General features: G+C 71.8%; 19 protein-coding genes. 9 read left to right on the top strand and 10 right to left on the bottom strand.

Going from position 1 to position 25,583, the window contains the following annotated elements; translation table 11 throughout:
• Positions 1-13 precede the first annotated feature (13 nt).
• Complete coding sequence (locus tag BLQ50_RS11870; protein ID WP_093183947.1) at positions 14-496, top strand: DUF3093 domain-containing protein; 483 nt, start codon at positions 14-16, stop codon at positions 494-496.
• 104 nt (positions 497-600) lie between these two features.
• Here the strand turns inward: BLQ50_RS11870 and BLQ50_RS11865 are convergent, their stop codons facing one another.
• Both BLQ50_RS11865 and BLQ50_RS11860 read right to left on the bottom strand, forming a co-directional pair.
• Positions 601-900 (bottom strand): DUF4193 domain-containing protein, encoded by a 300-nt coding sequence (locus BLQ50_RS11865; RefSeq protein WP_093183946.1) that lies wholly within the window; start codon positions 898-900, stop codon positions 601-603.
• 301 nt (positions 901-1,201) lie between these two features.
• On the bottom strand, positions 1,202-2,059 hold the full coding sequence (locus tag BLQ50_RS11860; RefSeq protein WP_093183944.1) for an inositol monophosphatase family protein: 858 nt from the start codon (positions 2,057-2,059) through the stop codon (positions 1,202-1,204).
• A 144-nt stretch (positions 2,060-2,203) separates the two neighbouring features.
• On the opposite strand from BLQ50_RS11860, the gene sepH reads away from it, so the two are divergent.
• Positions 2,204-3,391 carry a septation protein SepH gene (sepH, locus tag BLQ50_RS11855; protein ID WP_093183943.1) on the top strand — a complete coding sequence of 396 codons (1,188 nt, stop codon included), beginning with the start codon at positions 2,204-2,206 and terminating at the stop codon, positions 3,389-3,391.
• A 37-nt stretch (positions 3,392-3,428) separates the two neighbouring features.
• On the opposite strand, the gene BLQ50_RS11850 is transcribed toward sepH, so the two are convergent.
• The 3 genes from BLQ50_RS11850 to BLQ50_RS11840 all read right to left on the bottom strand — a co-directional run bounded on the left by BLQ50_RS11850 (position 3,429) and on the right by BLQ50_RS11840 (position 8,116).
• A complete protein-coding gene (locus BLQ50_RS11850) occupies positions 3,429-4,613 on the bottom strand; it encodes an alkaline phosphatase family protein (protein WP_245701160.1) in 1,185 nt (394 codons plus the stop codon).
• The gene (locus BLQ50_RS11845; RefSeq protein WP_093183941.1) at positions 4,610-5,251 is read right to left on the bottom strand and encodes a DUF5998 family protein; all 642 of its coding nucleotides are present in this window, start codon (positions 5,249-5,251) and stop codon (positions 4,610-4,612) included. Before BLQ50_RS11845 ends, BLQ50_RS11850 begins: the two co-directional genes overlap by 4 nt.
• A 69-nt stretch (positions 5,252-5,320) precedes the next feature.
• Positions 5,321-8,116 carry a GNAT family N-acetyltransferase gene (locus tag BLQ50_RS11840; protein ID WP_093183940.1) on the bottom strand — a complete coding sequence of 932 codons (2,796 nt, stop codon included), beginning with the start codon at positions 8,114-8,116 and terminating at the stop codon, positions 5,321-5,323.
• A gap of 114 nt (positions 8,117-8,230) precedes the next feature.
• Between BLQ50_RS11840 and BLQ50_RS11835 the strand changes: the two genes are divergently transcribed.
• Both BLQ50_RS11835 and BLQ50_RS11830 read left to right on the top strand, forming a co-directional pair.
• On the top strand, positions 8,231-10,714 hold the full coding sequence (locus tag BLQ50_RS11835; RefSeq protein WP_093183939.1) for a DNA gyrase/topoisomerase IV subunit A: 2,484 nt from the start codon (positions 8,231-8,233) through the stop codon (positions 10,712-10,714).
• A gap of 37 nt (positions 10,715-10,751) precedes the next feature.
• Complete coding sequence (locus BLQ50_RS11830) at positions 10,752-11,741, top strand: hypothetical protein (protein WP_139185813.1); 990 nt, start codon at positions 10,752-10,754, stop codon at positions 11,739-11,741.
• A gap of 61 nt (positions 11,742-11,802) precedes the next feature.
• On the opposite strand, the gene BLQ50_RS11825 is transcribed toward BLQ50_RS11830, so the two are convergent.
• A complete protein-coding gene (locus BLQ50_RS11825) occupies positions 11,803-12,333 on the bottom strand; it encodes a MarR family winged helix-turn-helix transcriptional regulator (RefSeq protein ID WP_093183936.1) in 531 nt (176 codons plus the stop codon).
• A gap of 118 nt (positions 12,334-12,451) precedes the next feature.
• Here BLQ50_RS11825 and BLQ50_RS11820 point away from each other — a divergent pair, with 118 nt between their 5' ends.
• The 5 genes from BLQ50_RS11820 to BLQ50_RS11800 all read left to right on the top strand — a co-directional run bounded on the left by BLQ50_RS11820 (position 12,452) and on the right by BLQ50_RS11800 (position 21,220).
• Positions 12,452-13,498, top strand: coding sequence for an LLM class flavin-dependent oxidoreductase (locus tag BLQ50_RS11820; protein WP_093183934.1), 1,047 nt, complete (start codon positions 12,452-12,454; stop codon positions 13,496-13,498).
• On the top strand, positions 13,495-14,166 hold the full coding sequence (locus tag BLQ50_RS11815) for an NADPH-dependent F420 reductase (RefSeq protein WP_093183933.1): 672 nt from the start codon (positions 13,495-13,497) through the stop codon (positions 14,164-14,166). The genes BLQ50_RS11820 and BLQ50_RS11815 overlap by 4 nt, the downstream gene beginning before the upstream one ends.
• A 593-nt stretch (positions 14,167-14,759) precedes the next feature.
• On the top strand, positions 14,760-16,511 hold the full coding sequence (locus tag BLQ50_RS11810) for an HNH endonuclease signature motif containing protein (RefSeq protein ID WP_175559117.1): 1,752 nt from the start codon (positions 14,760-14,762) through the stop codon (positions 16,509-16,511).
• A gap of 157 nt (positions 16,512-16,668) precedes the next feature.
• Entirely contained in the window at positions 16,669-20,199 is a 3,531-nt protein-coding gene (metH, locus tag BLQ50_RS11805) for a methionine synthase (RefSeq protein ID WP_093183929.1), read from the top strand.
• A 43-nt stretch (positions 20,200-20,242) separates the two neighbouring features.
• Complete coding sequence (locus BLQ50_RS11800) at positions 20,243-21,220, top strand: aminoglycoside phosphotransferase family protein (RefSeq protein ID WP_093183928.1); 978 nt, start codon at positions 20,243-20,245, stop codon at positions 21,218-21,220.
• On the opposite strand, the gene BLQ50_RS11795 is transcribed toward BLQ50_RS11800, so the two are convergent.
• Genes BLQ50_RS11795 through BLQ50_RS11780 form a run of 4 tightly spaced genes read right to left on the bottom strand, consistent with a single transcriptional unit; the run spans position 21,207 to position 25,547 of the window.
• On the bottom strand, positions 21,207-22,052 hold the full coding sequence (locus tag BLQ50_RS11795) for an ECF transporter S component (RefSeq protein ID WP_245701158.1): 846 nt from the start codon (positions 22,050-22,052) through the stop codon (positions 21,207-21,209). The genes BLQ50_RS11800 and BLQ50_RS11795 overlap by 14 nt on opposite strands.
• Positions 22,049-23,716, bottom strand: coding sequence for an ABC transporter ATP-binding protein (locus tag BLQ50_RS11790; protein ID WP_093183926.1), 1,668 nt, complete (start codon positions 23,714-23,716; stop codon positions 22,049-22,051). The genes BLQ50_RS11795 and BLQ50_RS11790 overlap by 4 nt, the downstream gene beginning before the upstream one ends.
• On the bottom strand, positions 23,713-24,804 hold the full coding sequence (locus tag BLQ50_RS11785; RefSeq protein WP_093183925.1) for an energy-coupling factor transporter transmembrane component T family protein: 1,092 nt from the start codon (positions 24,802-24,804) through the stop codon (positions 23,713-23,715). The genes BLQ50_RS11790 and BLQ50_RS11785 overlap by 4 nt, the downstream gene beginning before the upstream one ends.
• Positions 24,801-25,547: a hypothetical protein gene (locus BLQ50_RS11780; RefSeq protein WP_093183924.1), complete on the bottom strand. Its 747-nt coding sequence runs from the start codon at positions 25,545-25,547 to the stop codon at positions 24,801-24,803. Before BLQ50_RS11780 ends, BLQ50_RS11785 begins: the two co-directional genes overlap by 4 nt.
• Positions 25,548-25,583 lie beyond the last annotated feature (36 nt).

Here is a 25,583-nt window from a genome sequence, read left to right as displayed (position 1 = left end):
CATCATGGATCCCATGACTTCTCCCGCGCCAGATCCTGCCCACGTGACGCCGAGCCCCGCCGGGGCGAGCTTCTCCGAGCGGTTGCTGCCCGGTCCGGGCGGGTGGATCGGTGTGGTGGTCACCGCGGCGATCCTCGGCCTCGCAGCGACCGTGGCCAGCACGGCCGCCGCGGTCGTGACCGGTCTGGTGGCACTGGCCGTCGGCGTCCTGCTGGCCTGGGCGTACTCCCCCGTCGTCGCGGTGCGCGACGGCGAGCTGGTCGCCGGGAAGGCGCACATCCCCCTCGCGCTGCTCGGGGAGGCCACGGTCCTGGACCGCGCCGAGGTGCTCCGGGCGATGGGCACCGAGTGGGACCCGCGGGCCTTCGCGTGCCTGCGTACGTGGGCCGGGGGCGGGGTGCGGGTCAAGGTCACCGATCCTGCGGACCCGACGCCGTACTGGATCGTCTCCAGCCGGCGCGCACGCGACCTGGCGGCCGCCCTGACCGCTCCGTGACGGCCAGAGTCGCGACCGCGACCGGGATCGACCGCCAACGACGCCGCGCGACCGTCCAGGGGACGATCGCGCGGTTCGTAAACGATTGAGTGCGAGCCTGAAGGTCAGGAAGCGCACTCCGAGCAGATCTGCTTGCCGTTCTTCTCGCTGGCGAGCTGGCTGCGGTGGTGGACGAGGAAGCAGCTCGAGCACGTGAACTCGTCCGCCTGACGCGGGAGCACGCGGACGGAGAGCTCTTCGCCGGAGAGATCGGCGCCGGGAAGCTCAAAGCCCTCGGCTGCTTCCGTCTCGTCCTCGTCCACGACTCCTGAGCTCTTGTCAGAGCGACGCGCCTTCAGCTCTTCGAGAGAATCCTCACTGAGGTCTTCCTCTGTCTTGCGGGGGGCGTCGTAGTCGGTTGCCATGTGTGGGCTCACACTCCATTGCAGATGTTTGGTGGGTGCCGAAGCGACCGCGAGGCCCCTCGGTGTGACGCAATTCGTTGCTTACGCATGTAATGCTCGGGCCACTCCAGTTGTTCCCGGGTGGCGAAGGGATTGTGCAACATTTTCGAGCCCACCGCATATCTTCGGCCTAGTGATTTTGCTCACTGTCCACAGATCGCGCCGATCTGGCTCTGAAAACGTCTTCGCGGCAGGATGGCAGCCGAACGACGGCTGAGTCCCTGCTGAGTACTGACTGGGTATCCGCCAGACCATACCTGGTTCAGGCGCCCTGGTCGGCCCCGTGCTCCTCGAGCAGCGCCACGAGCTCGGCCACGGACCCCCCCGGGCCTGCGACCGTCATGTCTGGGCTCGCCGGGATCCCCCGCAGCCCGGTGACGACTCCCCCGGCCTCCTCGACGATCAGCGCACCGGCAGCCATGTCCCACGGATTGAGCCCGCGCTCGTAGACGAGGTCGAGCGTGCCCTGGGCGACCATGCACAGATCGAGGGCCGCCGACCCGATCCGTCGGATGTCCCGGACCCGTGGCAGCACATGCGTGAGGACCTGCGCCTGAGCCGCCCGGCGCTCGCTCGCGTAGCCGAAGCCCGTCCCGACGAGGCTCTGGGACAGGTCCTTTGCGGCGTTGACCGAGATCGGCTGGCCGTCCCGGGTCGCACCACCTCCGCGCGAAGCCGTCCAGCTCGTCCCACCGCTCACGTGCACGACGCAACCGGCCAGGGCCGTCCACTCCCGCGGGTCCGCCGCGCCGGCCACGACCGCGACGGAGATCGCGTAGGCCGGCACGCCGTAGAGGTAGTTGACCGTCCCGTCGACCGGATCGATGACCCAGGTGAGCCCGCTCGTGCCGGCCACGTGGCCGTCCTCCTCACCGAGGATCGCGTCGTCCGGACGCTCGGCGAGGATGAGTTTGCGGAGCAGGACCTCCGACGCCGCGTCCATCGCGGTGACGACGTCGACCGGGGAGGACTTCGTCGCCGCGACGGTCACCTGGTCGGGCCGAGTGGTCCGCACGAGGTCCGCGGCGGCGAGGGCCGCGCGCTCGGCGAGGCTGCGCAGCGCGGCGAGCGCTGCGGCGTCGGGCAGGGTGACGGCGTGTGCTGAAGGGTCTGGGGTCATAGGATCATCTTGCCTGACGCCGCACGGGCCGACCTCGCGGAGGAGGACCTTCCATCTCCAGGCGCGGCGCACCGACCCACGTGCGCCACGGGGCCCCGAGAAGATGGCACCCTGGCACGTAAAGCAGGTGCCACAGGAGGACGCATGGTTGAGTTGAGTGCAGGTGAACTACGGCTCGTCGGGCTGCACGACGACGGGGAGCACCTCGTCCTGGCGGGTCCGGGTGGCAAGAAGCTCCGTCTACCGATCACCGATGCGCTGCGCGCAGCGGTCCGCGGTGATCGTCCGCGACTGGAGCACCTGAGGTCCCAGGGCGCAGGGGTACTGCCCCCGCGCGAGATCCAGTCCCGCGTGCGCGCCGGCCAGAGCGCCGAGGAGATCGCCGCAGATGCTGGCATCACCGTCGCCCAGGTCCGCCGCTACGAGGGCCCGGTGCTCGCCGAGCGTGCCTTCATCGCCCAGCAGGCCGCGGCCACCCGCGTCGGCCGGGACAACAGCTCACCGACCCTCGGAGACCTGGTCACCGACCGTCTCGCAGCTCGCGGCGTGGACACCGAGACGCTCGAGTGGGACGCGGCGCGCCCGGACGGTCACGGCTGGATCGTCACAGTGGCCTTCGACGTCGGCGGCCAGGAACGGATCGCCCGCTGGACCTTCGACGCGCCGGCACGCTCGCTGCACGCCCTCGAGGACGAGGCCCGCTGGCTCTCCGAGACCGAGATCGCCGACGAGCCCATCCCCCGTCGCCACCTGGCCTCGGTCCGCGCCTCGGTCTTCGACGTCGAGGCGGACGGCTCGATCCGCCCCGTGCTCGACGCGATCGATGCCCGCCTGACCGACTCCCGGCGCGCCGACCTCACCGTGGCTGTCCCGGACCCCCGTGACGTCGAGCTCGAGGAGACGTCGGCTCTGCTCGACGACCTGCAGGGGCGACGCGGCGTGCGCCAGCAGATGGACCTCGACGACGAGACCGGCTTCGAGGGCTTCGGCCCGCCGTCGACCTTCAACCTCGACGCGGACGCGCCCGGCGCGCACCCCGCCGGCGACGAGCGCGACGCCCGGGTCTACTCCCTCCCGAAGACCGCCCACCCGGCGGCCACGACCGATGACGCGGGCTCCCAGGAGCCCGCCAAGGCCGAGACGTCTGCCGACCCGACGGGACGTGCCCTGGTCCCGACTGCCGCCGAGGCACCGGTCGCGCCTGCGACGGCCCCGACCGCGACGAGCGATGCCACGCCGGCCGACGAGCCGGCCAAGCCGCGCGCGAGCCGCCGGGCCCGGTCCAAGGTGCCCAGCTGGGACGAGATCGTCTTCGGCGCGAAGCCGGAGTGAGTGCGCGGGCCGGAACACGTTCGGGCCCGCGCGCCTCTCAGACGCTGAGCGTCAGGTACGGGATGCGCATCTCGCGTGGGGTGAGCGAGCCGTGGACCCCGCGGAGCCCGAGTGAGGCGGCGCTCTGCGTCCGGGAGTCGACGACGGTCCCGGCCCCGGTCAGCGCCACGATCACGTCGCCGATGTACGGCGCGACGTGGTCGGACACTGGTCCCAGCCAGCCTGCGTCGATCACCTCGTCGCGGGTGGCCACGAGCGCGCCGTCGCCGAGCACGTCGCGCCAGCGGGCGGCGACGGCCGGTGCGCCGCTGGCCTTGCGGGAGTAGACGTGGACGGCCCGGGGCTCTCCGGCGACGATCTTGACGCCCTCGCTCAGCCCGGTGATCTGTGCCACGTCCCAGCGCTTGGAGACGTCGACGTCGACCATGCCGTGGTCGGCGGTGATGATCAGGCGGGTTCCGCTCGGCAGGGTCCGCGCGAGGCGTTCGATCTCGCGGTCAGCGGCCTCGAGGGCGTCGCCCCACTGCCAGGACCGGGCGCCCTCGTGGTGACCGATCTTGTCGACGTCTCCCCAGTACAGGTAGACGAGACCGGGTGAGATGAGCTCGTAGGAGGCCGCGTCGACGCGGTCGGCCAACGACTCCGCGTTCCAGTACCGGCCACCGCGCAGCGCCGCTCGGGTCATCCCGGACTGTGCGAACTTGGCCGGGCCCACCGTGGTCACCGCGATCCCGGCGCCGGTGATCGCCTCGAAGACGGTCCCTTCGCGCTGGACGTCCTCGGGGGCGCCGAGCCCGGTCCAGGACACCATGTTGGCGAGAGCGCCAGTGTGCGGGTTGCGGACGGTGTAGCCGAGAAGGCCGGTCCGTCCCGGTCCGGTGCCGGTTCCGAAGATCCCCATGGACACGGCCGTGGTCGAGGGGAAGCCGCAGGTCAGCTCGCCACCGTCGGCCAGCAGGGAGCGCATGAACGGCGCGTGGCCGCTGCGCTCGGTGAGGTTCTCGAAGCCGAGCCCGTCGATCAGGACCACGCACACCCGCTCCGCGGGCGCGAGCCGCAACAGCCGCTGGGCCGCCCCGAAGCGCCCGGCACCGTCGGTCACGCCCAGGCTCCCCGCGACGGCGGGCAGGACGGCAGACAGGCTGCGGCCACCGGAGTCCGGGAGAAGGAAGCCCAGGCTGCGGGCGGCGTCGGTGAGGCTCGTGGTGGGCCCCGGGATCACCGGATCCCGCCCCGGGCGGCGTGCCCGGTCGCTGCCGAGAGAGCCTTGGCGAAGGCGACCGCGGACCGCACGGCCTCCTGCCCCTCGGCCTGCGCGCTGATCCGCACGAGGACGTCGTCGTTGGCGACCGAGCCGGTCAGCCCGTGGTCGGCCTCGCACTGCGGGTCGGGGCACTGCGCGGGCTCGAGGTCGATGCGAGAGACGGCGCCCCAGCCGACCGCGAGGGTGAGTTCGGCAGGCGGCGCTCCAGGCACATGGTTCTCGGGCGAGTTGACCATGTGCGTGAGCACGACGGACTTCACCTGGGCCAGCGGGACGGCCTCGGTCGTCGCGGCGGCGCTCGACTGGGGTGCGGCGTGCTCGTCGACGTCGTGGCCGTCCAGGTGGTCACCCGCAGGATCGCCGGAGTGGTCGTCGACGTGGGCGAGGACCAGCCGGGAGGCGGTCAGCACCAGCACGGTCACGTGACGGCGCACCTCGGAGGTCGTGAACGTCGTCTCGACGTGGACGAGGTGGGCCTCGACGGGCTCGTCGGCGAGCGCAACGTCGAGGACGTCGGCGACGAGGTCGGGGTAGTAGCCCGCGCGGTTGAGCTGGCGGTGCAGGTCGGTACGGAGGTCAGGGCTGGTCGAAGACACGTACCCATAGTAGGCGCCGTCGCCGACAACGCCGCAGACGGCGCTCGGGTCGCTGCGCCGTGCCCGTCGTCAGTCGGGCAGCGCCCGGCGCAGGCCGTCCTTGCGGTTCGCCGCGCCCACCGTGATCCGCGCGCTGAGCACCGTGGCCCCGCGCTCGGCGACCACGACCGGGTAGAGCTCGAGGGACTGGACGTCGGGGTGGTTCTCGGCGAGCTCGCAGACCCGGCCGATGAGGTCCTCGATCGCGCTCGCGTCGGCCTCGGGCAGCCCCTTGTAGCCGAAGAGCCGCGGTGCGGCGCGGATGGACCGGACCATCTGCGCGACGTCCGTCGTGGTCAGCGGGGGGACCCCGTAGCTCATGTCGCCGAGCAGGTCGGTCGCGTCGCCGGAGAGCCCGAAGGACACGACCGGTCCGTAGAGCACGTCCTCGGTCGATCGTACGACGCAGGCCACCCCGCTCGGGGCCATGCGCTGCACCTCGAACTGGGCCGCCCCGCCGCCGTGCCGGCCGACGGGCAGGTGGTCCGCGAGCCCCAGGCACATCTGCTCGTAGTCGGTGCGCAGCTCGGCCTCGTCCGCGATGTTCAGGCGCACACCGCCGAGGTCGGCGCGGTGACGCAGCGACTCGGCCGTGCTCTTGAGCGCGACCGGCCAGCCCAGGTCGTGGGCCGCGGCCACCGCCCCGTCCACGTCCGTGACCCGGACCGAGCGCCACAGGTCGATGCCATAGCACCCCAGGAGCGCCCGGACCTCCTCCGCCGCGAGGTCGCTGCTGCGTGCGTCGCCCGCGTGGGCCTCGATGATGCGCCGAGCGCCGGCGACGTCAGCATCTGGGTAGACGAGCGCCTCACCGTGGTCCTGCCCCAACCACGCCGAGTACCGCACGACTGCGCCGAGGGCCTGGACGGCGTCCTCTGGGGTCGAGTACGCCGGCACTGTGACCATCGACCCGTCCGGAGCGGGCGCAGTGAGCAGGGGGACGAGCCCGTGCAGGCCGAGGATGCTGGCCACGGTCGGTCGGCCGGTGCGCGCGGCGGCACGGGCCACCGCCTCGCAGAACCGGTCGTCCTGGCGTCCGAGGACCGGGACGTGCACGGCGACGACCACGTCGCTCGCGCCGTCTTCGTAGACCGCGTCGACCGCATCGGTGACCTGGGCCTCGGTCGCACCGTCCTGGACGATCCCGACCCGCCCGGTGATCACGAGCCCGGCCGAACCGGCGGCCTCGGCGACCACGGCGGCCAGCGGCGCCGAGCTCGCCACGATCGCGACCCGGCGCCCCTGGGGCAGCTTCTGGTGGGCAAGGAGCTGGATGATGTCGATCATCTGGTGGGTGTTCTCGGCGCGGATCACCCCGGACTGACGGAACATCTCCTCGAGCGTGCGGCGTGGCGCGCGGGTCGTGCGCACGGCGTGCCCGGGCGGCACGATGTGCCCGGACCGGCCGGCCGTGACGACCACGACGGGCTTGACCAGGCCGAGCCTCCGGGCGATCCGGGAGAACTTGCGCGGGTTGCCGATCGACTCGAGGTAGAGGCCCACGACGTCGGTCGAGTCGTCGTCCTGCCAGAACTGCATGAGGTCGTTGCCCGAGACGTCGGCGCGGTTGCCCGCGGACAGGAAGGACGACACGCCCAGCCCGCGCCGGGCGACCGTGGCCAGGACGGTCACGGCCATCGGGGCGGACTGGCAGAACAGCCCGACCCGGCCGGCCGGTGGCAGGGCGGGGGCGAGGGAGGCGTTGAAGGTCACCTCGGGACGCTGGGCGAACAGCCCGTAGGAGCCTGGGCCGACGACGCGCATGCCCGCCGCGTGCGCGGACCGCACCACGGCGCGCTGCAGCACGAGGCCGTCCTCCCCCGTCTCGGCATAGCCGGGGCCCGCCACCACGACGGCGCGCACGGACAGCGGGGCGAGGGCGCGGACCACGTCGGCGGCCTCCGTCGCCGGGACGGTGAGGACGGCGAGGTCGGCTGGGCCGTCGACCTCGCCGAGGGTGTCGACGAAGGCGACGGGCGAGGCTGCGTCGGCGACCGCAGGCCGCTCCTCGATCGCCTGGCGGGCGTGGGGCGCGAGGCCGACGACGGTCAGGACGACCGGGTCGACGGCGCCCCGCGCGTCGAGCAGGGCACCGACCACCCGGACAGCCAGCTGGGTCTGGTAGTCGTCGGCCTGGGGCGAGGTGACCACGACGACCGAGCCGGGGGTGAACAGGCCCCGTATGCTGCGGGCCTCGGCGCGGTGCTCGCGGTCGGCCATGACCTGGCGGGAACGTTCCGTGGGGTCGAGGTCGATGCTCACCGACACGATCCCGTCGTCGACGTGCTGGGTGGTCTTGTATCCGGCCTCCCGGAAGACCGTGAGCATCTTGCCGTTCTGGGGCAGCACCTCGGCCGTGAACCGGCGCACGCCGACCTCGCGGGCGGCCGCGGCGAGGTGCTCGAGCAGGACCGAGCCGAGTCCGCGCCCCTGGTGGGAGTCGGCGATGTTGAAGGCGACCTCGGCCTCCCCGGGGCCGATCCGGTCGAAGCGGGCGACGCCGATGATCTCCTCGTGCGTACCCTGCCCGTCCGGGCCGGGCACGGCGGCCACCACGACGAGCGCGACCCGGTCGTGATGGTCCACGACCGTGAAGCGGGTGAGGTCCCGAGGGGACAGTCGTTCCATCGCGGCGAAGAACCGCATGTACGTCGAGCGCTCGGACTGGCGGGTGTGGAAGCGCTGCAGCGCGTCGCGGTCGCCGACCCGGATGGGGCGCAGCCGCGCGGTCGTGCCGTCGCGCAGCACGACGTCGGCCTCCCACTCGCGCGGGTAGGTGCGGTCCGACGCCGAACGGCTCGCTGGTTCATCCGGTGCGCTGGTCACAGGTACAGGCTATGGCGTGCCCGCTTCCCCCGAAGACCGGGCACACCGTCGGTCGTGGGAATATGTACTCTGCCCGCCACTCCTACCCTGACAACCGCTGAGGAGCCGAACCCGATGGCACGCAAGTCGACCGGCGCCGGTCCCACGATCGATCCAGCGGACTTCACCGAGAAGATCATCGACATCGATGTCTCGGCGGAGATGGAGGGATCCTTCCTCGAGTACGCCTACTCGGTCATCTACGCGCGCGCTCTGCCCGACGCCCGGGACGGCCTCAAGCCGGTCCAGCGCCGCATCCTCTACCAGATGGCGGACATGGGCCTCCGCCCGGACCGCGCCCACGTGAAGTCCGCGCGCGTCGTCGGCGAGGTCATGGGCAAGCTGCACCCGCACGGCGACACCGCGATCTACGACGCCCTCGTGCGCATGGCGCAGTCCTTCTCCCTGCGCCTGCCGATGGTCGACGGCCACGGCAACTTCGGCTCCCTGGACGACGGCCCCGCCGCCCCGCGGTACACCGAGGCACGGCTCGCCCCGGCGGCCCTGGTCATGACGACCGGTCTCGACGAGGACGTCGTCGACTTCGTGCCGAACTACGACAACAAGCTGGTCCAGCCCGAGGTGCTGCCAGCCGCGATCCCCAACCTGCTGGTCAACGGCGCGTCGGGGATCGCCGTCGGGATGGCGACGAACCTCGCCCCGCACAACCTCATCGAGGTGATCGCGGCCGCGCGCTACCTCGTGGCCAACCCCAAGGCCGCGCTCGAGGACCTCATGCGCTTCGTGCCCGGTCCGGACCTGCCCACGGGCGGCAAGATCATCGGCCTCGAGGGCATCCGGGACGCCTACCGCACCGGCCGCGGGTCCTTCCGCACCCGGGCGACCACCCGCGTCGAGAACGTCACGCCCAAGCGCAAGGGCATCATCGTCACCGAGCTGCCCTACCTCGTGGGCCCGGAGAAGGTCATCGAGAAGATCAAGGAAGGTGTGCAGTCCAAGAAGCTCTCGGGCATCACGGCCGTCACCGACCTGACCGACCGCTCCCACGGGCTGCGCCTGGTCATCGAGATCAAGACGGGCTTCAACCCCGAGGCGGTCCTCGAGCAGCTCTTCCGCTACACGCCGATGGAGGACTCCTTCGGCATGAACAACGTCGCCCTCGTCGACGGTCAGCCGCGCACCCTGGGCCTGCGCGAGATGCTCTCGGTGTGGGTCGACCACCGCCTCGACGTCGTGCGTCGGCGCTGCGAGCACCGCCTGGCCAAGCGCCAGGAACGCCTGCACCTGGTCGAGGGCCTGCTGCTGGCGATCGTCGACATCGACGAGGTGATCCAGGTGATCCGCACGTCCGACGACGCCGAGACCGCCCGCGGCCGGCTGCGCAGCGTCTTCGACCTGTCCGAGCCGCAGGCCGAGTACATCCTCGAGCTGCGGCTGCGCCGCCTGACGAAGTTCTCCCAGCTCGACCTGGAGAAGGAGCAGGCGGCCCTGACCGAGGAGATCGCCGAGCTCATGGCGATCCTGTCGAGCGACGCCCGCCTGCGCTCCGTGGTCAGCCAGGAGATGGCCGACGTGGCCCGTATCTACGGCACCCCGCGTCGCACGATCCTGCTCGACTCGGCCGGGGCCGGGGTGACCGGTGCGGCCGGCGCGGCCGGCCTGGCTCCCACCCGGGGCTCGGCGGTCCCGCTCGAGGTCGAGGACACCCCGTGCTCGGTCATGCTGTCCGCGACCGGGCTGCTGGCCCGCACCGCCGGCGACGAACCGGTCCTGCGCGACGACCACCGCCACGCCCACGACGTGCTGCGCTCGGTCGTCGCCACGAGTGCTCGCGCCGAGATCGGCGCGCTGACCTCGCGCGGGCGGATCATCCGGGTGTCGGTCCTGGACCTGCCCTCGCTGCCGCCCACCCAGGGCGCCCCGAGCCTGTCCGGCGGGGTGCCCACGATCGAGGTCTGCGCCGTCGACCCCGGGGAGACGGTCATCTCGCTCGTCTCCCTGGCCGAGGACGCGCCCACGCTCGCCGTAGGCACCGCGACCGGCGTGGTCAAGCGGGTCGCCCGCGGCGACTTCCCGGCCAAGGACAGCTGGGAGATCATCGCCCTCAAGGCAGGCGACACCGTCGTCGGCGCGGCCGCGGTCGCCGACGACGCCGAGCTCGTCTTCATCAGCTCCGAGGCAAGCCTGCTGCACTTCCCGGCCTCCGCCGTACGCCCCCAGGGCCGCGTAGCGGGCGGCATGGCGGGCATCAAGCTGGGCGCGGGCCACCAGGTGGTCTTCTTCGGGGCGGTCCTGCCCGACGACGGCCCGCACGCGGTCGTGACCGTCTCCGGGTCACAGGACGCGCTGCCAGGGACGCAGACCGGGGCGATCAAGGTCACGCCCTTCGAGGCGTACCCGGCCAAGGGGCGGGCCACCGGCGGGGTGCGGGCGCACCGCTTCCTCAAGGGCGAAGACACCCTCATCCTTGCCTGGGTGGGCGTGGCTCCCCCGCACGCGACCGGTTCGGCCGGGCAGCCGGTGTCGCTGCCGGAGGCCGACCCGCGCCGCGACGGGTCCGGGGTCGTGCTGGCGGCTCCGGTGCACGCGGTGGGTTAGGGCCCTTTTCTTCCGGCATGCCCTATGCTCGCATTTTGTGACGACACGCGCCGCGGTCCGCGGATCGAACTTCGCTGCCATGACTGTGGTCAACATCGCAGTGGCCTCGACCGTGCTCGCCGCGGGCCTGGGACTGCCCGAAGGGTTGGTGCTGCGGATCGGAGCTGCGGCCATCGTGGCCTTCGCGCTGACGTCGTCCCTCGCCCTTGCCCGGCGCCAGGGCATCGGTCGCGACGACGCTCGTCTCACCGCCCTGCAGCGGACGTTGTTCGTCGCGACCTGGGCGGGGATCCTCCTGTGGTCAGTCGCATCCGCATGGGACGCGGCGGCCACGTGGGCACTGCCCATCTCACTCGATCCGAGTGGCCCGCCACCTCGTGACGAGGGGCCGATCTGGACGCTGTCCACGGTCGGCCAGACCGTCGCCGCCGCCGGCTGGCTGGTGCTCATGGTCCACCTCTCGGCGCGCCTCAGGGGACACCGCCTGGGACGCTCCCGCGCATCGGCGGAGGCGCGACCGCCCTGGCACCGCCGGTGGCCGGACCTCGTCTTTACACTCATGGTCCCGGGAAATCTCGCGATGCTCGCGTGGGTCGTCTCCGGCGGCGGGTTGATCGCAGACAGCGGGGACCTCGGTACGGTCTTCGCCGTCATCATGGCGACACCGGTGCTGTTCGCCCTGCTCTTCTTCAGCACGATCCAGGCTGTAGATGCCGTGCCACGGGTGCACGGCCTGCTGTTCACCCCCGCTCAAGCGTGGCTGCAGATCGGCCTGTGGGCGAGTCTCGGCGCCTGGGGGGCAGGCTCGACGATGACCGATATCTACGGTGAGGAGGTTTCTGCGTTCCTCACCCTGTTCCCCGGGACCGTCGATGCCTCCGATGCGGTCGGCTGGATCGGGTTGGTTGGGTCTGTCGTGCTGTACACGCTCCTGCAGATCTCGTTGCGCAGGCGGCGCCTCATCTCGGTGCACGAACGGCGCGCGGCCGCCCGTCGTCTCAACCAGGCCAGGGCAGGTCGGTCGTAGCCGTCACAGACGGCCCGCCCGGGACCGACCAGGGACCGCGGTCCCCGGTGAGCACCGCCCCTCAGGTGAGCACCGCCCCGGCGGCCTCGCACGGGTCCACCTCGGGCGCTACGTCGCGCACCCCGCAGGCGACGGCCTGGAGCAGGTTGCGGAAGACCGCGCGCTGCGCGGGGGCGAGGGCGCCGAGGAGGCGATCTTCGGCGTCGTGCACGCGGCGCTGGAGCTCGGTGAGCGTCATGCGGCCGGTCTCGGTCGCGACCACGCGGCGGGCGCGGCGGTCCGTGGGGTTCTGCTGGCGCTCGACGAGACCGGACGCCACGAGGTCGTCGATCACGTACGTCATGACGGTACGGTCGATCCCCAGGTGAGCCGCGAGCGCAAGCTGGTTGGGCTGGTCACCGGCGGCGACCGCGACGAGCACCTGGTAGCCGCGGGTGCCGTGCGGGAGCTCGGCGAGCAGCGGGCCGAGCGTCGCCTGGTAGGCGCGCAGCAGGACGCCGAGGTGGCGACCGAGGTCGTCCTCGACGGTGGTCCTGCGCGCCGGCGCAAGGGTGGGCCCGGGGGCGGTGAGGTGAGTCGTCGCATGCTCCATGGTGGGAATTCTATCCGCAGACGCGTGGTTGCACAACACATCTGATCTGCATATGATCTGTTGAACAACACATCTGCTCGACGGCACGACCGCGGACAGACCAACGAGAAGAGGAACCGTGGAACTCGGCGTCTACAGCTTCGGCGACGTGCAGCGCGACCCGTCCACCGGCGCACTGGGCAGCACCGCCCAGGCCATGCGCAACCTGCTCGAGGCGATCCAGCTCGCCGACCAGGTGGGGCTCGACTACTTCGGCATCGGTGAGCACCACACCCGTGAGATGCCCGCCTCGGCCGGGGCAACCGTGCTCGGGGCCGCGGCCGCCACGACCAAGACCATCCGCCTGGGCACCGCCGTGACCGTGCTGAGCACGGACGACCCCATCCGGGTCTACCAGCAGCTGGCCACCGTCGACGCGCTCTCGAACGGCCGCGCGGAGATCACCGCCGGCCGCGGCTCCTCGATCGAGTCCTTCCCGCTCTTCGGCTATGAGCTCGCCGACTACGACGCGCTCTACGAGGAGAAGCTGACCCTCCTCATGCAGATCAACGACCTGGCCGACGGCGAGCGCATCACCTGGCAGGGCAAGTTCCGCTCCCCCCTGACCGATGCCGAGGTCGTCCCGCGCGCCGAGCGCGGCCGCCTGCCCGTGTGGCGCGCGACCGGCGGCAGCCCCGCCTCCTCAGCACGCGCCGGCCAGCAGGGCCTGCCCGTCGTCTACGGGATCATCGGCGGCCAGGCCGCCCGGTTCCGCCCGCTCGCCGAGCTCTACCGGGCCAGCGCCGCCCAGGCCGGGCACTCGGGCGCCGACATCACCGTGGCCGTGGCCAACCCCGGGTTCATCGGTGAGACCTCCCAAGGCGCCAAGGACCTGTGGTGGAAGCAGTGGAGCACCATGTGGTCCTCCCTCGGCCCCGCCCGCGGGGTCACCGGTCCCCCGCGCAGCGCCTATGACCGCGAGGCCGACGGCGGTGGCTCACTCTTCGTCGGGTCCCCGCAGGAGATTGCCGACCGCATCATCGCGCTGCACGGGCACCTCGGGCATAGCCGCCAGGTCCTCCAGATGGACGTCGGGCACCTCCCCCAGAAGGACTTCCTGAGGTCCATCGAGCTGCTCGGCACCCAGGTCAAGCCCCTGGTCGACGCCGCGCTGGGCGCCTCATGAGCACCTCGCCTGTCACGGGGGCTTCGTCTCTCGGAACGATCGCCGTCCTGGGCGCGGGGCGGGTGGGGACAGCGGTCGCCCGCCAGGCCCTGCGTGCCGGGTACGACGTGCTCATCGCGGCCTCGGGCGACCCGGCGGACATCGAGCTCATCGCGTCGATCATGGCGCCGGGAGCCCGCGCGGTGACCGCCGCCGAGGCGGCCGAGGGCGGCGATGTCGTTGTGCTCTCCATCCCGCTCGGGAAAGTCACCACCCTGGACCCCGCGACCTTGGACGGCAAGATTGTCGTCGACGCCATGAACTTCTGGGCCGAGACGGACGGCACGATGCCCACCCTCGCGGATGCCGACTCTTCCTCCCACCTGGTCGCGGACACCCTTCCCGGGGCGCGGCTGGTCAAGACGCTCAACCACATCGGGTATCACGACCTCGACACGGACCACCGGCCGGCCGGCACTCCCGACCGACGGGCACTGGCGGTTGCCGGGGACGACGCTGGGGCCAAAGTTGTCGTGGCCGGATTTATTGCCGCTATCGGGTTCGATGTGGTCGACGCCGGTCCGCTCGTGGGCGGGCTCGCGCTCGAGCCCGGGACGGCCGTCTTCACGGGGGTTCACACCCGCGCTGAGCTGGAAGACCTGCTGGGGGTGGGGGTGCGGGTCGGCTAGGTTGGCCCCGGCTCGTTGACTGACTCCCGCCGTCGACCTCACATCCGGCGCTTCGGAGACGTCTACCTGGTGACGGGCCGTCTTCCTCGTGGTGGATGTCGCCTGTTGTGTCCGGCGGTTCCTGGCTCAGACAGCGTGTCGGTGGCTCGGTCTAGTGTCGAGGTAGCGGTTGGGAAGCGCGATATTCCGCGGTTCTGGACCGATGCTCAGGGATTCGGATTGGTCGTCGGCAGGATTGTCAGACGTCCGGTCTAGGGTCAGAGCATCAGGTGGGAGCCCCGCGTTTGTCCGGGGACATGGCGGTTTCTGTGGCGGTCGACGACGGTGTCGGGTGGTGGGTCATGGCGGGTTCAGCGAGGGCGATGGTGCAGCCCGGGCTGGCGCTGTTCGCCGCGGCAGAAGTGGATGTTGACCGGCCGCAGGCTCCCGCTCTGGCGCCTCCCGCGTTTGCTTCTGTCCTTGGCGCCGGCGCGCTGGCGCCCGTGCCTGCCACTGGCGCTGCTTCTGTCGTGCCCGATGCACGCGGAGACGCCGACCCGTCCCCATCCTTGTCCTCTGCCCGAGTGCCTGGCGCCGCCTTAGGCGTGCAGCCGGTGGCGGTCTCCTCGAGGGCCCGGTGCGGGCGGATCGTGGAGCTGGACCGGTCGATCGCGGTGTTGACGGCGGAGCGGGCGTCGTTGCTGGTGGCGGAGCGGGACTGCGGGGAGTGGAAGAAGGCCGGGTACGCCTCGTTCGAGGCGTGGCGGGGGCAGATGTCGGGTGAAGGGCTGCGTGCGGCGCGCGCGCAGGTGACCGTCGCGACCGTGCTGGAGGAGTCGCCGGAGGCCGCGGAGGCGGTGGCCACCGGGGAAGTGACCATGGTGCACGCGGAGATCTTGGGTCGGGTGCGGGCCAAGGCTGAGCGCCCCGGCACCCCGGTGCTGACCCCGAGTGAGAATCGGGAGCTGTTGGACCTGGCGAAAGGTCAGGACGCGGACACCTTCGCCAAGACCGCCGACCGGTGGTGGGCGCGCCGGGACTCCCTCGCTCACGACGCCACCCATGAGGAGACCCGCCGCAAGCGGTTCCTGACCATCAGCCACACCCCGACAGGGACGTATATCAAGGGGTTCTTGGACGTGGTCGCCGGACGCCAGCTGGACGCGGCGGTGGAGGCTGCGATGCACCGCCCCGCCGACGGTGACGACCGCGACTACTCCCAACGCAAGGCCGACGCCCTCGTCGACGTCGCCGACCGCGCCATGAGCGGGGGATCGTTCAAGAACGGCGCTGCGGTCCGCCCGCACGTATCCATCATCATGACCGAAGACACCCTCGCCCAAGGAGTACGCGAACTGCGTCGCCGCGCCACCGTGGCCGAAGCCGAGGCTCAAGGCCCCGGTGCTGACCAGAGCGCGGGCCAGGGGGAGGTTGCAGGCGAGGGCGCTGGTGAAGGCACTCGTGACGGGGCGACGAGCGCGTCGGTCCAGTTCGAACCGGCGACCTTCGAGGACGGGACCCCAGTCCCACTCAGTGAGGTCGCCCGGATCCTCTGCGACGCCGACCTCACCCGCATCGTCATGACCGCCGACAACGTCCCCATCAACCTCGGACGCACCCAACGCCTCTACACCCGCGAACAACGCCGAGCCATCATCGCCCGCGACCGCGGCTGCCAATTCACCGGCTGCACCCAACCCATCCCCTGGTGCGAGATCCACCACATCGACTGGTGGACCAACGGCGGCGAAACCTCCCTCGACAACGCGATCCTCCTCTGCAGCTTTCATCACCACGAGGTCCACCGGCTCAACCTCACCATCGACCGCAACCCAAACCCAGCAGGCCGACCCGGGGGAACCCGCACGGTGCGAGTCGCCCGCGGCGGGGGCCGCGTCACTCGGACCCCAGGACCAGCCGAATGCCGGGTGGCACAGGCCCCAACAGCCCTGGTCAGCAACCGCCGCACGCCCATCGAGAGCCGACCACCCACTGCGGACCAACCACTCGCTGCGGACCGACCGTCGGCGGTACTCCGGCCACCCGCAATACTCGGGCCGCCCACGTCTGTATTGTCCCCCAGCCGGCCCCGGCCGCCCGGACGGGTTCGAGAATCCGCGAAGACCGGCTCACTCATGCAGGTACGTCCACCCGTCCAGAGCCAACCATCCGACAAGTACCGGGCCGTGAGTGGCCGTGAGCCACCTGGCGGAGTACAGGCACCGAACGGGGCGGGTCCGCCCGGCGACCGTCGGGCGTCGGGCGGGAACGGGCTCCCCTCGCAGGACCAGCCACTCGGATTTGCCTATCGAGGAGGGCCTTCGAGTCGGTCACCAGGCAAGAAGCGGTGGCCGAGGGCAGGCTGAGCGCCCTGCCACAGCGCTCCTTGGCACGTCACGGTCGTGCGCTCATCGGACGCACGTCGCTCGTCATTGCAACGCGATTCGGAGGGCTTGCGTCCACCCTGTGCCCACTGAGCGGGCGCTTTGCCACCCCACGCCGCACCCTCCCTAGACTGACCCAATGCTCACTCCCCGCGCCGCCGCCCTCAAGACAGCCATCTCCACCCGGGTCGTCGTGGCCGACGGCGCGATGGGCACCATGCTGCAGGCCGCTGACCTCACCCTCGATGACTTCCTGGGCCTCGAGGGCTGCAACGAGATCCTCAACGTCACCCGCCCCGACGTCATCGAGTCCGTCCACGACGCGTACTTTGCCGTCGGCGTCGACTGCGTGGAGACGAACACCTTCGGTGCGAACTGGTCGAACCTCGGTGACTACGACATCGACGACCGGATCTTCGAGCTCGCCGAGGCCGGCGCCAAGATCGCCCGGCGCAGCGCGGAGAAGAACTCCACCCCGGACAAACCCCGCTGGGTGCTGGGCTCGATGGGCCCAGGCACCAAGCTGCCCAGCCTCGGGCACACCACGTACGCGCACCTCAAGGGCACCTTCGCGACCCAGGCCGCGGGCCTGATCAGCGGCGGCGCGGACGCGATCCTCATCGAGACCAGCCAGGACCTGCTCCAGGCCAAGGCAGCGGTCAACGGCTCCAAGCAGGCCATGGTCGCCTCCGGCATCACGCTGCCGATCTTCGTCCAGGTCACGGTCGAGCTGACCGGTGCAATGCTCATGGGCTCCGAGATCGGCGCCGCGCTGACCACCCTGGCGGCCCTGGGCATCGACGCGATCGGCCTCAACTGCGCGACCGGCCCGGCCGAGATGAGCGAGCACCTGCGCCACCTGTCCAAGCACTCACCCGTCCCGGTCACGTGCATGCCCAACGCCGGCCTGCCCGTCCTGGGCAAGAACGGCGCGCACTACCCGCTCACCCCGGTCGAGCTCGGCGCCGCGCACGCCCAGTTCGCCCGCGAGTTCGGCCTCGGGCTGGTCGGCGGCTGCTGCGGCACGACGCCGGAGCACCTGCGGGCCGTCGTCGAGCAGGTCGGGGGGCTCCAGCTCGCCGAGCGCCACCCCGTCCCCGAGCGGGGCGTGGCGAGCCTGTACACCCACGTCGACTTCGAGCAGGACGCCTCGTTCCTGGCTATCGGCGAGCGCACCAACGCCAACGGCTCCAAGGCCTTCCGCGAGGCCATGCTCGCCGAGAACTGGGACGAGTGCGTGGCCATCGCCCGCGCACAGACCCGCGACGGCGCGCACCTGCTCGACGTCTGCATCGACTACGTGGGGCGCGACGGCGTGGCGGACGCCCGCTCGGTCGTCTCCCGCCTCGCGAGCGCGTCCACGCTGCCGCTCGTCATGGACTCGACCGAGCCGCCGGTCATCCAGGCCGGCCTTGAGCTCATCGGCGGACGCGCCGTCGTGAACTCGGTGAACTTCGAGGACGGCGACGGGCCGACGTCGCGCTACGGGCGCATCATGCCGCTCGTCAAGGAGCACGGCGCGGCCGTGATCGCACTGACCATCGACGAGGACGGGCAGGCACGCACCGCCGAGACCAAGCTCGCGATCGCCAGCCGGCTCATCGACGACCTCGTGGGCACCTGGGGCATGGACGTGGCCGACATCATCGTCGACACCCTGACCTTCCCGATCGCCACCGGCCAGGAAGAGACCCGCCGCGACGGCATCGAGACCATCGAGGCGATCCGTGCGCTCAAGGCCAAGTACCCCGGGGTGCACACGACCCTCGGCGTCTCCAACGTGTCCTTCGGGCTCAACCCCGCCGCCCGCATGGTGCTCAACTCGGTGTTCCTGCACGAGGCCGTCCAGGCCGGGCTCGACTCCGCGATCGTGCACGCCGCGAAGATCCTCCCGCTCGCCAAGATCCCCGACGAACAGCGCCAGGCCGCCCTCGACCTCGTGTGGGACAAGCGCGAGTACGACGCCGACGGCGCCATGACCCACGACCCGCTGGCCCGACTGCTCGACCTCTTCGCTGGAGTCGACACCGCCGCCCTCAAGGACCAGCGCGCCGCCGAGATGGCCGCCCTCCCCCTCGGCGAGCGCCTCGAGCGCCGAATCATCGACGGCGAGCTCAAGGGGCTGGACACGGACCTCGACCTCGCCCTGGCAGAGGGCATGAAGCCGCTCGACGTCGTCAACAACCACCTGCTCGAGGGTATGAAGGTCGTCGGTGAGCTCTTCGGCAAGGGCGAGATGCAGCTGCCCTTCGTGCTTCAGAGCGCCGAGGCGATGAAGACCGCCGTCGCGCACCTCGAGCCGCACATGGAGAAGTCCGACGAGGCCGGCAAGGGCACGATCGTCATCGGCACCGTGCGCGGTGACGTGCACGACATCGGCAAGAACCTCGTCGACATCATCCTCACCAACAACGGCTACACCGTCATCAACATCGGCATCAAGCAGCCGATCGCCGCGATGATCGAGGCCGCCGAGCTGCACAACGCGGACGTCATCGGGATGTCCGGGCTGCTCGTGAAGTCGACCGTGGTCATGAAGGAGAACCTCGTCGAGCTCAACAACCGTGGTTTCGGGACCCGGTGGCCCGTCCTGCTCGGCGGCGCCGCGCTGACCCGCACCTACGTCGAGGACGATCTGGCCGACGTCTTCGAGGGCGAGGTCCGCTATGCCAAGGACGCCTTCGAGGGCCTGCGGCTCATGGAGCCCCTCGTCCGGATCGCGCGCGGGGAGGCGCCCGACGCCGTCGGGCTGCCGCCGCTGAAGAAGCGCCGCCACGCCACGGTGACCGTGACGCAGACTCCCGACGAGGACCTGCCGGCCCGCTCGGACGTCGCTGCGGACAACCCGATCCCGACACCGCCGTTCTGGGGCTCGCGCATCGTCAAGGGCGTGCAGCTTGCCGACTATGCCGCCTTCCTCGACGAGCGCGCGACGTTCATGGGTCAGTGGGGCCTCAAGCCGGGCCGCGGCGACGACGGCGCCAGCTACGACGAGCTCGTCGAGACCGAGGGTCGCCCGCGCCTGCGGGAGTGGCTCGACCGGATCAAGACCGAGAACATGTTCGACCCCTCCGTCGTCTACGGCTACTTCCCCGCCGTCGCCGACGGCGACGACATGGTGATCCTGCACCACGAGGGGCCCGACGGCGGCTCCGGCGGCGTGGCGGGGACCGAGCGGATGCGCTTCACCTTCCCGCGCCAGCGCCGCGACCGTCACCTGTGCCTGGCCGACTTCGTCCGGCCCAAGGATGCCGGCGAGGTCGACGTCGTCGGCTTCCAGCTGGTGACCGTGGGGGCCACGGTCGACGCGCACACCGCCAAGCTCTTCGCCGCGAACAAGTACCGCGAGTACATGGAGCTGCACGGCCTCTCCGTCCAGCTCACCGAGTCCCTCGCGGAGTTCTGGCACTCGCGGATGCGCGAGGAGCTCGGCTACGCCGCCGAGGACCCGGCCGACCTGGACGGCATGTTCAAGGTGGACTACCGGGGCGCCCGGTACTCCCTCGGCTACCCGGCCTGCCCCGACATGGAGGACCGCCGCAAGGTCGTGGAGCTGCTGCGCCCCGAGCGGGTGGGGGTTGTGCTCTCCGAGGAGCTGCAGCTGCACCCCGAGCAGTCGACGGACGCGATGGTCTTCCACCACCCCGAGGCGAAATACTTCTCGGTGTGACGTCAGAGAGCAGAGCCAGTGATGTCTGCATGAGCGACATCCCATGAGCGCCGTCGGCAGCCAGGCCGGCACACCGGACTACCAGACGGCGCAACGTCCGTCGTGGTCGGCGTTGCCGCCTGCCGTCCGGTCCGAGGTCGAGGCGCGGTGCGGGAGCGCGGTCGTGTCCGCCGCGACCCAGTCGGCGGGGTTCACGCCCGGGCTCGCGTGCCGCCTCACGCTCGCGGACGGGACCGGCGTGTTCCTCAAAGGCGCCCACGAGACGACCTGGCCGTGGGTGGTCTCCTCCTACCGGACCGAGGCCGCGACCGTGGTCGCCCTCCCCGCGGCAGTCCGCGCCCCTGCCCTGCGGTGGACCGCAGAGGTCGACGGGTGGTTCCTGGCTGCGTACGAGGACGTCAGCGGCCGCCATCCGGCGCGCCCGTGGTCATCCGCCGACATCGATGTCGTGCTTGGTGCGCTCACGCGCGTCGCGGGCGCGCTGACGCCGGTGCCCGACGCCTTCGACGCCCCGGACTACCGTGAGGAGTTCTCGGCCTTCGCCGGCAACCTCGACGGGCTCGACCCACGTGTCGTCCCAGCCGACTACGCTCGCGAAGCCCGCAGGCTCGCCGACCGGGTGCTGCGAGACGCCCCGGCGACGACGCTGTGCCACAACGACCTGCGCGACGACAACCTCCTCATCGACGCAACGGGCGAGGTGCGGATCTTCGACTGGAACTTCGTCAGCGCGGCGCCCGCCTGGTTCGACCTCGTCGGGCTGGTCTGCTCGATCGCGGGCGACGGCGGTGACGCGGACGCGCTCGTGGCCAGGCACCCACTCACCAACGACGTCGACGCAGACCTCATCGACGGCACCTTGGCGCTGCTGTTCGGCTACTACGTGACGGCCGCCGTCCAGGAGGAGGTCGCCACGTCCCCGTGGCTGCGGCGCCATCAGCGCTGGTACCGGAACGCCACCTGGTCGTGGTTGTGCTCGCGCCGCGGGTGGGACCCCAGCGGGGTGCTCAGCCTCGGCTGAGACTCAGCGCTGCCGGGTCGGCCCAGGCCGCACGGCGCTGGGCCCTGCGCAGCGTGCCGAGCACGGGGCGCCCCAGCACGAGCACCGCGACGACGTTGGTCACGGCCCGCACGGTGTCCCAGGTCAGCGTGGACGTGGTGAGCGTGAAGACCACGAACCGGCGCAGGTTCTCGACGAGCGGCCCGCCGGGGACGTAGGACACGGCGGTGTCACCGCCGATCGCGAAGGGCCAGAACCACAGGTTCATGAGCGCGCCGAAGAGGTAGGCGACCACCACAGAGTAGATCGCCAGCGCCGCGATCTCGGCCCGTCCGCGCGGATCGACCCGCCCAGCGAGCACCCGGCCCAGCATGCCTGCGCCCAGCCCGATCCACCCGGCCGCGAGCATCTGGAACGGCAGCCACGGCCCCACGCCGGCGGTGAGCAGCGCGGACGCGAACAGGGACAGCATGCCCAGCAGGAAGCCGAAGGTCGCCCCGAAGACGTACCCCGCGAGCACCAGCAGGAAGAAGACCAGCTCGATCCCCCCGGTCCCCGCGCTGACCAGGCGCAGCGCCGCGTTGACGGCCGAGAGCACCCCGAGCATCGCGAGCGTGCGCGGGTCGAGCTCCCCGGAGCCGACCTGCAGCAGCACGATCACCAGCAGGACCGGTACGAGGACAAGCATGAGCCACGGCGCGCTCTGCCCCCCGGACCGCGGCAGCACGCTGGCCACGAGCGGCCAGCAGAACATCGCCAGCCCGAGCAGGCTTGCGACCGCCACGACAAGCCCTTGCCCGACGCCGCGCCGAAGATTGGTCCCGACGCTCCCGATCGCGAGGTCACCGGTCACGGCGCGCCCTCCGGGACCGCCGACGCATCGACATCCCTCAATGTCATCCACGTCGATGGCGCGAAGACCTTCGCGATCTGCGGGGCGAAGGCGGGCGACCCGGTGAGCATCGCCCGGGCAGGGCCGTCCGCGACGATCTCCCCTTCGGCCATGAGGACAACCCGATCGACGAGTACGGCGGCCAGCTCGACGTCGTGGGTCGCGACCGCGATCGCCGTGCCGGCGTCGGCCAGCCGGCGCAGGATCGCGACCAGGGCGTCTTTCGCGGCGTAGTCGAGCCCGCGGGTCGGCTCGTCGAGGAGCAGGACTGCTGCCGGCACGGCGAGCATGACGACGAGGGCGAGGGCGAGGCGCTGCCCCTCGGAGAGGTCACGCGGGTGGGTGTCGCGGTCGATCCCCGCCACCATCGCATCGAGAGCAGTCGATGTCGCACCGTGGGCGAGGCCTGCCTCCCGGTCCGTGGCCGCGCACTCCTCGCCGACGCTCTCGCAGAACAGCAGGCTCGTCACGTCCTGCGGCACGAGCGCGACCAGGGTCCGGGCGAGCGTCCGGGAGGCGGTCGCGGGGTCGGCTCCCCGCACGTCGACGGTGCCGCCGTCCCGGCGCCCGCTCCCCTGCAGAGCCCACAGCAGTGAGGACTTCCCCGACCCGTTGCGGCCCATGACCGCTGTCACCTCACCGGCCACCAGCTCCAGGTCGACGCCGCGCACCGCCTCGCGCGCGCCGTACCGCACGCGCACGCCGGTGGCGCGCAGCACGCAATGACCGGTCCCCGAAGTCGGCGCGGCGGCCGATGTCCGCGCACCGAGAACGAGCGCTCCCCCGGCCGGTGCGTCACGCACCGCGCTCACTGTCGCGGAGAGCGGACCACCCGGCCCGCGCGCGCGGCGTCGGGCCTCACGGACGGTGAGCGGTACCGGGTCCCACCCCAGGAGCTGGCCGAGGCGCATGAGTGGCGGGGCGACCGGCGTGCCGAGCAGCACCACGCCGGGCGCCCCAGACACGACCGTGCCGTCCCCGGGCAGGTGGAGGACCGTGTCGGCGTAGTGCACGACGCGTTCGAGGCGGTGCTCGGCGATGACGACGGTGAGGCCGAGGTCGTCCACCAGCCGGGTGATCGTGGCCAGCACCTCCTCCGCGCCCACCGGGTCGAGGGCGGACGTCGGCTCGTCGAGGACCAGCACCCGGGGTCCTGCGGTGAGGACCGCGCCCAGCGCGACGCGTTGCTGCTGCCCGAGGGAGAGCGTGTCGAGCGCCCGGTCGCGCAGGTCGGCGATGCCCACGAGGTCGAGGGTCTCCTCGACCCGGCGGCGCATGGCCGCGGGGTCGACGCCGCGCTGCTCCATGGCGAAGGCGAGCTCGGACTCGACCCGCGAGGTGACAAATCCGTGGGCAGGGTTCTGCCCGACGTAGCCGACGAGGTCGGCCATGTCCCGCGGGGGCACCTCCCGGGTCGAGCGGCCGTGCACCCGCACCTCACCGGTGAGCGTGCCGCCGGTGAAGTGCGGGGCGAGGCCATTGATGGTGGCCAGCAGAGTCGACTTGCCGGAGCCGGTGCCTCCCGCCACGAGGACCAGCTGGCCGGGCTCGAGGGCGAGGGTGAAGCCCGCGAAGACGGTCGGCCCGCCGGCGTGGGCGAAGGCGACGTCCATGAACTCGATCATGATCTCCTCCGGCGGATCAGCAGGGCGGACAGGGCGGGCAGTGCCGCAGGCAGTGCGGCCACCAGCGGGGCGAGCAGCGCGATCATCGTGAGATCGGGGAGCAGGACCGGCGGCGGGTGACGGATCTGCGGTGGGACGCCCAGGACCAGCATCCCCGCGCTGACCACAGCGCTCGCCACGACGAGCGAGGACGGCGCGGTCCAGCGCTGGGGTCGGTAGACCGTGCGGCGCGCCGTCCGGTCCAGCCGGGTGGCGGCGACCATCGCGGCGACGGCCGCGGCCGTGAGCGCGACCGGCGCCCATCCCGGCCACGCGGAGTCGAAGAGGCCGTAGGCGGCGAGCGCTACACATGTCACGGCGCCGAGCACACAGGCCGGCTGCGCCCAGCCGCGCGAGCGCCGCGACCCGGCGGGGCCTCCCGCAGCGCCTCGTGAATCGGCATCGCTCGGTCGGGGAACCGTCACACGGCTGCCATACCCTCGCGCCTCCATCGCGGCGGCCAGGGTGAGCGAGCGGTCCATGGTGCCCTCGAGCACCGGGATCACGGTCGCGCGCAGGCCACGCAGGCCCGTACGGCGCCCGCCGCGCAACCGGGCCGCCCGGCGCACGTCGACCACGGAGCGACCGAGCCCCGGGAACACGGACACCGCGATGACGAGCGAGGTCGAGAGCCCGGCGAGGGCGGGCGGCGCGTGCTTGAGCAGGTCCAGCACGTCCGCGAGGGTGTGCGCGGCACCCACCGCGAGGATCACCACGGCGAGCTGCAGCCCGCCGGCGAGGCCGCTGACGAGCGCCTCGGTCGTGAGCGTGCCGAAGAGGTCGAGCGGGCCGAGCTGCACGGTGGGCAAGGTCAGCAGGGCCGTGCCGCCGGTTGCCGGGAAGACCAGCCGGAAGGCCATGCGGATGACAACCACCGCCGCCGCGACCACGAGGTAGAGCCGGAACGGAGCGGCGTCCTGCGCGCAGCACACCACGACCAGGCAGATCGCCACGACCGCCAGGGCGAGCACCAGCACGTTCGTCGTCGCGGTCGCCACCCCCGCCACCACGAGCGCCCAGATCCACCAGGCTGCCGGGTGGACAGTCATCGACGCCTCCGCGCCACGACCGCGGCGCCCACGCCACCCGCGAGGAGGATCCCGACGGCGAGGAGCGGCACGAGCCCGGCGCCCTGGCCGCCGGAGTCACCGGTGGGTTGGTCTCCCGGCGCCGCCGGCGTCGATGCCGTCCCGGTCGATGCTGTTCCGTCCGGCTCGCCCGGATCTGTTCCCGGGGGTTCCCGGTCGACCCAGCCACCGGGCAGGTCGCCTGAGCGGGCCAGGGAGGTGGGCAGCGACGGCGCCGTCGCCGCCTGCAACCCGGTCGTGAACACGAGCCCGACGACGTCCCCGGCAGTCACTGTGAGGTCACCGGCCCCGGTCGTCGCGTAGAGCCACTCGCCGACCCCGCCCCCGTGCCCGTCTGCATGCCCGTCTGCATGCCACAGCGACCAGTAGGCCTGCTGCGAGGGGGTCCGGCTACAGCTCTCGCGCACAGTTCCCCCGTCCGGGACCTGGATCTCCTCGGCGGCGCCCGGTCGTCCGTCGACCCGGCAGACGAAGGCCGTCCCCCACTGGGTGGTCCCCTCCACGCTCACGCCGGCGGCCAGGACCGCCTCGAGCGCAGACACCGATGCGTCCGGGGCGAGGGGCGCGCATCCTCGAATCCCGTCGGCACTCAGGGCCCCGAAGTCGACGACCACGCTCACGCCGTCGCAGTCGGGCGCGGCGGACGGTGCGGGCCGGGCGGGCTCGCTCGGCCCGGCCGCGACAGCCGGGGCGGCCCACGGCACGGCTAGTACCGCGACGCAGGACCATCGCGCCGCCGA

It is taken from the genome of Sanguibacter gelidistatuariae (assembly GCF_900096585.1).
GTDB lineage: Bacteria > Actinomycetota > Actinomycetes > Actinomycetales > Cellulomonadaceae > Sanguibacter > Sanguibacter gelidistatuariae.
This window is presented reverse-complemented; position numbering and strand designations above follow the sequence as displayed.

Bases quoted from the DNA above. Each gene is read 5' to 3' on its own strand.
- BLQ50_RS11825 (WP_093183936.1), bottom strand. From the start codon at position 12,333: ATGGAGCATGCGACGACTCACCTCACCGCCCCCGGGCCCACCCTTGCG.
- BLQ50_RS11860 (WP_093183944.1), bottom strand. From the start codon at position 2,059: ATGACCCCAGACCCTTCAGCACACGCCGTCACCCTGCCCGACGCCGCA.
- BLQ50_RS11800 (WP_093183928.1), top strand. From the start codon at position 20,243: ATGAGCGCCGTCGGCAGCCAGGCCGGCACACCGGACTACCAGACGGCG.
- BLQ50_RS11870 (WP_093183947.1), top strand. From the start codon at position 14: ATGACTTCTCCCGCGCCAGATCCTGCCCACGTGACGCCGAGCCCCGCC.
- BLQ50_RS11865 (WP_093183946.1), bottom strand. From the start codon at position 900: ATGGCAACCGACTACGACGCCCCCCGCAAGACAGAGGAAGACCTCAGT.
- sepH (WP_093183943.1), top strand. From the start codon at position 2,204: ATGGTTGAGTTGAGTGCAGGTGAACTACGGCTCGTCGGGCTGCACGAC.
- BLQ50_RS11790 (WP_093183926.1), bottom strand. From the start codon at position 23,716: ATGATCGAGTTCATGGACGTCGCCTTCGCCCACGCCGGCGGGCCGACC.
- metH (WP_093183929.1), top strand. From the start codon at position 16,669: ATGCTCACTCCCCGCGCCGCCGCCCTCAAGACAGCCATCTCCACCCGG.
- BLQ50_RS11785 (WP_093183925.1), bottom strand. From the start codon at position 24,804: ATGACTGTCCACCCGGCAGCCTGGTGGATCTGGGCGCTCGTGGTGGCG.
- BLQ50_RS11815 (WP_093183933.1), top strand. From the start codon at position 13,495: ATGAGCACCTCGCCTGTCACGGGGGCTTCGTCTCTCGGAACGATCGCC.
- BLQ50_RS11835 (WP_093183939.1), top strand. From the start codon at position 8,231: ATGGCACGCAAGTCGACCGGCGCCGGTCCCACGATCGATCCAGCGGAC.